The sequence below is a fragment of the Klebsiella sp. K47 genome (assembly GCF_051858335.1).
Lineage (GTDB): Bacteria > Pseudomonadota > Gammaproteobacteria > Enterobacterales > Enterobacteriaceae > Klebsiella > Klebsiella pneumoniae.
In genome coordinates, this window is the sequence record NZ_JBPYUI010000171.1 from 1 (window position 1) to 248 (window position 248).

1 pseudogene is annotated in these 248 nt (G+C 72.6%); it reads right to left on the bottom strand.

Annotation, left to right across the window (positions count from 1 at the left end):
- Positions 1–248 (bottom strand): annotated as a pseudogene (locus tag RRF55_RS27575) (cytochrome c biogenesis protein DipZ); the annotation flags it as partial.

Below are 248 nucleotides of genomic sequence, written 5' to 3' on the forward strand. Positions count from 1 at the left end.
GCATCATCGCCGCGCCGGCGACCGGCTCCTGTGCTGGCAGCACGTCGAGCAGGCCCTGTTCCAGCTTGGCGGTGCTGACCGTGGAGAGCCGGGTCAGCACGCCGGTGTCCCAGCCCATCGCGATGGCGACCACCGCCAGCAATGCGGCGATGCCCAGCCCGCGGCGTACCCACTCCCCCACCCCGAGGCGACGCTTGAGCGCGGCGAACACACGCCCGCCGATCCAGATCGCCAGGGCCAGCGAGGTG